This window comes from Streptomyces sp. PA03-6a (assembly GCF_033792765.1).
Taxonomy (GTDB): Bacteria; Actinomycetota; Actinomycetes; order Streptomycetales; family Streptomycetaceae; genus Actinacidiphila.
Genome location: NZ_JARAVK010000367.1, coordinates 1 through 6,755 on the forward strand (window position 1 = coordinate 1; position 6,755 = coordinate 6,755).

At 72.1% G+C, this 6,755-nt stretch carries 6 protein-coding genes; 5 read left to right on the forward strand and 1 reads right to left on the reverse strand.

The genetic code is table 11. The features are described 5' to 3' along the window. The first annotated feature begins 552 nt into the window (after positions 1-552). From cobF to PV350_RS43090, 5 genes are all read left to right on the forward strand, one after another. Positions 553-1,320: a precorrin-6A synthase (deacetylating) gene (cobF, locus tag PV350_RS43070; RefSeq protein WP_500338837.1), complete on the forward strand. Its 768-nt coding sequence runs from the start codon at positions 553-555 to the stop codon at positions 1,318-1,320. A 100-nt stretch (positions 1,321-1,420) separates the two neighbouring features. Continuing rightward, the gene (locus PV350_RS43075; RefSeq protein WP_500338838.1) at positions 1,421-2,848 is read left to right on the forward strand and encodes an MFS transporter; all 1,428 of its coding nucleotides are present in this window, start codon (positions 1,421-1,423) and stop codon (positions 2,846-2,848) included. 213 nt (positions 2,849-3,061) lie between these two features. After that, positions 3,062-4,066 (forward strand): glycosyltransferase family 2 protein, encoded by a 1,005-nt coding sequence (locus PV350_RS43080; protein ID WP_499510464.1) that lies wholly within the window; start codon positions 3,062-3,064, stop codon positions 4,064-4,066. Beyond that, a complete protein-coding gene (locus PV350_RS43085) occupies positions 4,053-4,493 on the forward strand; it encodes a GtrA family protein (RefSeq protein ID WP_500338840.1) in 441 nt (146 codons plus the stop codon). Before PV350_RS43080 ends, PV350_RS43085 begins: the two co-directional genes overlap by 14 nt. After that, positions 4,490-5,758, forward strand: coding sequence for an NAD(P)/FAD-dependent oxidoreductase (locus tag PV350_RS43090; protein ID WP_499510462.1), 1,269 nt, complete (start codon positions 4,490-4,492; stop codon positions 5,756-5,758). The genes PV350_RS43085 and PV350_RS43090 overlap by 4 nt, the downstream gene beginning before the upstream one ends. On the opposite strand, the gene PV350_RS43095 is transcribed toward PV350_RS43090, so the two are convergent. After that, positions 5,707-6,654, reverse strand: coding sequence for a hypothetical protein (locus PV350_RS43095; protein WP_500338843.1), 948 nt, complete (start codon positions 6,652-6,654; stop codon positions 5,707-5,709). The genes PV350_RS43090 and PV350_RS43095 overlap by 52 nt on opposite strands. Positions 6,655-6,755 lie beyond the last annotated feature (101 nt).

Genomic DNA, 6,755 nt, shown 5'->3' on the forward strand with positions numbered 1-6,755 from the left:
CCGCCGACGCAAGCCATGGCCACCGAGGGCACACCCACGGCGGCGACGGCGAGGGCGGCGACGGTGATCTTCCGGAAGGGCTTCATCCGGCGGTGCTTCGTCATTGCGTGACCTCACTCCAGGGTTCGGCGTGCGTGTTCACAACCCACCTGAGCTGCCGTGACGGCTGGCGGACCCGGCCATTGTGTGGACCGTCCCGAACATCGGGCAATGAAAGATCGGTACTACGCGGACTCGTAGCCGCGATGCCTCTTGCGCCCGGCGGGTGAGCGTGCCGCGCCGCCGGAACCACGGTGCGGAAGAGACCTGATGGGCCCTCAGATCGCTGTCCCCACCCCGGGAGAGGCCCATGACGCCGTACGGATCGGATACCGTCGCCCCCCTGTGCGAATTATGTCCCATTCCGTTCCGGATAGATGTTATATGCCGCGTGGACGCCCGCTACTAAGTCGCACCGTAACCACCCGATCCAGCGTGAGGGACATCACGGGACGCCCCGGGAACAGTTGCCGCGACGGCCGTCACGGGCACACCGCAAGGCACAATCACCGCATGCGACACATCCTCGTCATCGGCATCGGCGCGGGCGATCCCGAACACCTCACCCTTCAGGCGGTCAAGGCGATCGGCCGTACGGACGTCTTCCTCGTCCTCGGGAAACCCGAGGAACGCCAGGACCTGATCCGCCTGCGCCGGCGGATGCTGGACGACCACGCGCGCCCCGGCCACCGCCTCGTCGAGGTTCCCGACGCCGAGCGCGACCGCACCGCTCCCGGCTACGCCGAGGCCGTCGAGGACTGGCGACGCCGCCGCGCCGACCTGGTGGCCGGACTCCTCGACGCCCACCTCGGCCCCGGCGAGACCGGCGCCTTCCTGGTCTGGGGTGACCCCTCCCTCTACGACAGCGTGATCGCCGTCGTCGAGGAGGTCCTGGCCCGCCGGCCCGGTTCCTTCACCCACGAGGTCGTGCCCGGCATCAGCAGCGTCGCCGCCCTCGCGGCCCGCCACCGCCTCACCCTCACCCGGGTCGGGCGCCCCCTGCAGATCACCACCGGCCGCCGCCTCGCCGAGGGGTTCCCCGAGGAGGCCGACGACGTGGTGGTCATGCTCGACGGCGGCGCCGCCTTCGCCGGCCTCGACCCCGAGGGCCTGGACATCCACTACGGCGCCTACCTCGGGACCGAGGACGAGATCCTCCTCTCCGGCCCGCTCGCCGAGACCTCCGAGCGCATCCTGCGGGCGCGTACCGAGGCCCGGGAACGCAAGGGGTGGATCATGGACACCTACCTGCTGCGCCGGCTCCCCGGCGCGCCGAGGTGAGCCACGCGCAGCGCGCGCGGCCGGTCCCGTAACGGGGACCGAACACCCCTTACTGTGACATCCGGTACTGAACCCCTGCGTACGGGATGAGGTCGAGGACGTGCCGTTCGCGGAGGCGGCCGCCGGTGACGGGCCCGGGCCCGCCGGCGCGCCGGGCCCGGACGCCCGGCCGTGGTCGCGGGCACCCCTGCTGGCGGTGTGCGCCGGCTACTTCATGGTCATCCTGGACGTGACCGTCATCAACGTCGCCGTGCCCGTGGTGGGCCGCGATCTCTCGGCCTCGCTCACCGGGATCCAGTGGATCACCGACGGCTACACGATGGTGTTCGCCGGGCTGCTGCTCACCGGCGGGGCCCTCGGCGACCGGCTGGGCAACCGCCGCGTCTTCTGCACCGGCGTGGCCGTGTTCACCGTGTCCTCGGCCGCCTGCGCGCTCGCGCCGGACGCCCCGTCCCTGGTCGCCGCGCGGCTGGCCGAGGGACTCGGCGCGGCGCTGATCGTGCCCGGCTCCCTGGCGCTGCTCCAGCAGGCCTATCCCGTCCCCGCCGCGCGATCGCGCGCCGTCGGGCTGTGGGGCTCGATGGCCGGCGTCGCGGCCTCCGCGGGCCCGCTGCTGGGCGGGCTGCTTGTGTCCACGGTGGGCTGGCGGTGGGTCTTCCTGGTCAACCTGCCCGTCGGCGTCGCCTGTCTGGCGCTGACGCTGCGGCACGTCGCGCCCTCGCGCCGGCGCGCCGACCGGGCCCTGGACTGGCCCGCGCAGTGCGCCGTCGTGGCCGCGGTCGCCCTGCTGACCGCCGTCCTCAACGAAGCCGGGCGGCGCGGGTGGTCCGATCCGGCGGTCCTCGCCGGCGCCGGCCTGGCGCTCCTGGCCGTCGTGGCGTTCGCGGTGCGCGAGCGGCTGGCCCGCTCGCCCGCGATCCCACCGCACATGCTGCGCTCCCGGGCGGTCGGCGGCGGCTCGCTGACCGGGCTGCTCTTCAACTTCGCCTTCTACGGCATGGTGTTCACCGCCAGCGTCTCCTTCCAGCACGAGCGCGGCTACAGCGCCCTCGGCACCGGCCTCGCCCTCTTCCCGGCCGTGGCGACGACGATGTTCGCCTCCGTCCTGTCCGGGCGGCTGGCCCGCAGGACCGGGGACCGTCCGCTGGTCGTCACCGGCATGCTGCTGGGCGCCCTCGGGCTCGCCGGCTGGGCCGCGGCGGGGCCCGACCCGGCCTACCCGCTGCTCGTCGCCCCCATGATGGCCGCGGGTTTCGGCACCTCCTTCGCCCTCACCGGCACGACCACCACCGTCATGGCGGCCGCGCCCCCCGGCTACTCCGGGACCGCCTCAGCCCTGTTCAACACCGCCCGCCAGATCGGCAGCACCGCCGGTGTGGCCCTCGGTGGCACCCTCCTCGCCACCGCCGCCGACCACGGCACGGGGCTGCGCCTCGCCATGGCCGCCGGCGCCCTCGCCTACCTGACCGCCGCGGCCCTGGCCCTGCGGTGCGTACCCCGGAAGGCCCGGCCCGCCCCCGTGCGGTGACCGGACGGGGACGGCGCCACGCGCCCTGCGTCCCACGAGGCCCTCACCACCTGCCGGAACTGGTTATTCCGTGACCTGAGTGCCGCTCTGCCGTCAACTCGGCGCGTCGCTTCGGAAAGCCTTTGTTCGCCTTCAATTAAGAGTCGATCCATAGGTTCGACAAATGTTTGAGAATCCCCATGAGTGCGCAGTGCACGGTGCGGAGGACCGACGGTGACGACGCAGACCGCTGAATCCGCGACCGCCGTGATCCCGCAGCCGGCGCCGGAATCGGGCGGAACGGCACTGATCTCGTACATCCTCCCCGTGTACAACGAGCAGGACGGCATCCGCCACTTCCACGAGGAGCTGGCCAAGGCCCTCGCCGGGCGGCCGGAATTCCGCTACGAGATCGTGTACGTCAACGACGGCTCCGCCGACGGCTCCCTGACCATCCTCAGGGACCTGGCGAAGAACGACCCCCGCGTGCGGGTGGTCGACTTCGCCCGGAACTACGGCCACCAGATCGCCATCACCGCCGGCCTGGACGAGGCCACCGGCGACGCCGTCATCATCATGGACACCGACCTCCAGGACCCGCCGAAGATCAGCCTGGAGTTGGTCGACGCCTGGCGCGCCGGTGCCGAGATCGTCCACGCGCGCCGCCGTACCCGCCGTGACACGATCTTCAAGCGCACCACCGCGCACGCGTTCTACCGCATCCTGCGCAGCTGGGCCGAGGTGGACATCCCGCTCGACACCGGCGACTTCCGGCTCCTGGACCGGCGGGCGGCCGACGAGCTGCGCCGCTTCCGTGAGCGCAGCCGTTTCGTGCGCGGCATGGTCGCCTCGATGGGGTTCCGGCAGACCGAGGTCCAGTTCGACCGCGACGAGCGCTTCGCCGGGGAGACCAAGTACCCGCTGCGGAAGATGGCCCGCCTCGCCATCGACGGCGTCACGAGCTTCTCCACCGTCCCGCTGCGGCTGATCAGCCGGCTGGGCTTCCTCGTGCTCGCCCTCTCCCTCGCCGGCATCGTGTACGCGCTGGGCATGAAGATCTTCCGGCCCGACATCACGGTGTCCGGCTGGACCATGCTCATGGTCGTCACCCTGTTCCTCGGCGGTACCCAGATGCTCGCCATCGGGGTGCTCGGCAGCTACATAGGACGCATATACAGCGAGGCGCAGAACCGGCCGCTGTACATCGTGCGCGAGGTCCTGCGGCATGACGGCGACTGAGGCGGCCGGGGACGCGGACACCGCGGCCCCGGCTCCGGCCGGTCCCGACCGGCGGGCGGACCTGCGGCAGCTGATCCGCTACGGCCTGGTCGGCGGCAGCGGCGTCGCCCTCGACCTCCTGGCCTTCCTGCTGCTCTTCAACGTGCTCGGCCTCGACGAGCAGGTCGCCAACATCATCAGCACGAGCCTCGGCATCACCAACAACTTCGTGCTCAACGCGATCTTCACGTTCGACAAGCGGGACCGGCTGTTCGTGCGCTTCCTGCGTTTCTACGCGGTCGGCGTCACCGGCATCGCCCTGACCTACGTGCTGTTCCAGATCTTCACCAGCTGGCTGGGCGTCGACGCGAACATCGTCAAGGCGGGTTCGCTGCCGCTGGTGCTGGCCACCCAGTTCGTGCTCAACAGGAAGTGGAGTTTCGGATGAATCTCGGCATCATCGGTGCCGGCGCCACCGGCCTGACCGCCGCCTACGACGCGGTCAAGGCCGGACACCAGGTCACGGTGCTCGAGGCGGCCGACGAGCTGGGCGGACTCGCGGCGTCGATCCCCATCGGCGGCGTCCCGCTGGAGCGGTACTACCACCACATCTTCCGCAGCGACCGGGACATCATCGAGCTCATCGAGGAGCTCGGCCTCGGCGACGACCTGCGCTTCCACAAGCCCACCACCGGCGTCTACCGGGACGGCGAACTGCACCCCTTCAGCACCCCGCTGGAGATGCTGCGCTTCCCCTCCTTCTCGCTGGTCGACGGCGTGCGCTTCGGTGCCTCCTCCGCGCTGCTCAAGGCCGTCCGCAGCGGTGAGCGCTACAACGACCTCACCGCCCTGGACTGGCTGCGCCGCCGGGCCGGCCGCAAGGCCACCGAGACCATCTGGGAGCCGCTGCTGCGCGGCAAGTTCGGCGACCGGGCCGACGAGGTCTCCATGGCGTGGCTGTGGGCCCGCGTGCACTGCCGCACCTTCGAACTCGGCTACGTGCACGGCGGCTTCGAGCGTGTGTACGCGGCGCTGCGCGACGCCGTCGCCGCCCGCGGCGGCAAGGTCGAGTTCGGCAAGAAGGTGGAGACCATCCGCCAGCCCGAGGGTGCCGAGCAGGTCACGGTGACCACCGGCGACGGCGCGTCCTACGCCTTCGACCAGCTCATCGTCACCGTCCCGCAGCCGGTCTTCGCCAAGGCCGCGGACGTCCCCTCCGACGACACCGTGTGGCGCAACCAGTACCTCGGCGCCACCTGCTTCGTGCTCGAGGTCGACCGCAGCGTGATCCCGTACTACTGGCTCAACATCAACGACCCGGACTTCCCGTTCCTGGCCGTCGTGGAGCACACGCAGATGGTCGACCGCGAGGAGTACGGCGGCCGCCACCTCCTCTACGTCGGCAACTACGTGCCGCGGGACGACTGGCGGTTCACCACCGACCCCGCGGAGGTGCTGGACCGGTACATCCCGTACCTGCAGCGGCTCAACCCGGACTTCGACCGCTCGTGGATCCAGGAGTGGCACTTCTCCCGTGCCCCCTTCGCCCAGCCGGTCGTGACCCCCGAGTACCGCTCGCTCATCCCGGGGCACCGCACCCACATGAGCCGGGTCACGCTCGCCACGATGGCGCAGATCTACCCGCAGGACCGCGGGCAGAGTTACTCCATCGCGCTGGCGCACCGCGTCACGAAGCTCATCGGCGCGAGCTGAGGCGCCGGCGGCCGGGGCCCGGCCGGGTGACGCCCGGGCCCCAGCCGCGACCAGCTCCGTTCGTCGCCCCACACCGAGAACGGATCCACGTAGGGGCGCAGCAGTCCGGTCAGCACCGGGTCGCCGCCTCCCGCCAGTTCGTCCGAGGCCAGCTTCCGCGCGACCCCCGCGAGGAAGTCGGCGAGCTGGATCCGCGGGTCGTGGCGCGACTCGGCCAGCCGCAGCCCCGCCGGCCGCAGGTCCGGCGCCAGGCGGGCCCCGAGCCGCGCGATCCGTTCCTCGGTGAGCGAGTTCTGCCGGTCGTGCACGACGTGCACCCGGACCCCGTCCGCGCTCCAGCGCGCCACCGTCCGCTCCAGCGCGGGGAAGAGCGGGTCCAGCGGCTCCACGGCCTCAGGCGCCTCCGCGAGCCGCGCCCGGAACGCCTCCGCCCGCGGCCCGGCCCGCCGCAGCACCTCGACGACCCCGGCCAGGGCCCCGTCACCGCCGTCGTCCGGAGCCAGCGTCTCCAGGGCCCGGAAGAACGGGTCGACGGGCGCCGGCCCCGCCTCGTGGTTCCTGGTCCGCGCCAGTTCGTTGGCGGCCCGGAGGAAAGCGCGCCACCGCTCCGCGTCCACGGTGCGGCGCCCCTCGCGGTACAGCACGGCCGCCCGCGCCGCCGCGGACGGCCCCGGGGCCAGCACGTCGACGACCGCCACGACCACGAACCACGCCTTGTCGACGAGATGCACCGAGGCCTCGCCGCCCAGCGGCCCCGCCGGCCCGAGGAACCACTCCAGCACCGCCCGGTGCTTCTCGCGCAGCAGATGGTTCGCCTTGTACTCCTCGGCGGGCGAGCGGATCCGCTCGCGCACCTCCCGCAGCGCCCGGGCCGCCGCGTCGCCCGCGACGCACACGCCCGCGTGCGCGAAGACGTCCGTGTTCCCGCTTCTCGCCGTCCGAGCCCGACTCGTCGCAGGCGACCTCCAGGAACGTCACCCGCCCATCATTCCGCCCC

Excerpts from the sequence above, each read along its gene's own strand:
- cobF (WP_500338837.1), top strand. The coding sequence starts at position 553 with ATGCGACACATCCTCGTCATCGGCATCGGCGCGGGCGATCCCGAACAC.
- PV350_RS43085 (WP_500338840.1), top strand. The coding sequence starts at position 4,053 with ATGACGGCGACTGAGGCGGCCGGGGACGCGGACACCGCGGCCCCGGCT.
- PV350_RS43090 (WP_499510462.1), top strand. The coding sequence starts at position 4,490 with ATGAATCTCGGCATCATCGGTGCCGGCGCCACCGGCCTGACCGCCGCC.